Raw genomic sequence first — 722 nt, 5'->3', positions numbered from 1 at the left:
GAGCCCGATCGTGCCTTCCCGCAGGCGCAATCGGCGCATGACAATTTCTGGGATTTCATTTCGCTGACGCCCGAGTCCATGCACATGATCATGTGGGTGATGTCGGACCGGGCAATCCCGCGCTCCTTCCGCTTCATGGAGGGTTTCGGCGTCCACACCTTCCGGATGGTCAATGCCAAGGACGAATCCACCTTCGTGAAATTCCACTGGAAGCCGAAGCTTGGACTTCAATCCGTGGCCTGGAACGAAGCGGTCAAGATCAACGGTGCCGACCCCGACTTCCATCGGCGCGATCTCTGGGAGTCGATCCAGGCCGGCAATTTTCCGGAGTGGGAGCTGCAGTTGCAATTGTTCGATCAGGACTTTGCCGACAGCTTTGACTTCGACGTGCTCGACGCCACCAAGCTGATCCCGGAGGAAATCCTGTCGCCGATCCCGGTTGGTCGCCTTGTCCTCGACCGCATGCCCGACAATTTCTTCGCCGAGACCGAACAGGTCGCGTTCATGACCCAAAACGTTCCGCCCGGCATCGACTTCTCCAACGATCCGCTGCTGCAGGGACGGAATTTTTCCTACCTCGACACCCAGCTGAAGCGGCTGGGCGGACCCAACTTCACGCATATCCCGATCAACGCGCCGAAGTGCCCGTTCCACCATTTCCAGCAGGATGGCCACATGGCCATGCGCAATCCAGTCGGACGGGTGAACTACCAGCCGAATTC

At 58.9% G+C, this 722-nt stretch carries 1 pseudogene; it reads left to right on the top strand.

Annotated features, from left to right (window positions below):
• Window positions 1–722 (top strand): annotated as a pseudogene (gene katE / locus DH08_RS30135) (catalase); the annotation flags it as partial.

Source organism: Mesorhizobium amorphae (assembly GCF_014843845.1).
Taxonomy (GTDB): Bacteria; Pseudomonadota; Alphaproteobacteria; order Rhizobiales; family Rhizobiaceae; genus Mesorhizobium; species Mesorhizobium amorphae_A.
The sequence above is the reverse complement of the archived record's forward strand: the minus strand, read 5'-3'. Positions and strand labels throughout refer to the sequence as shown.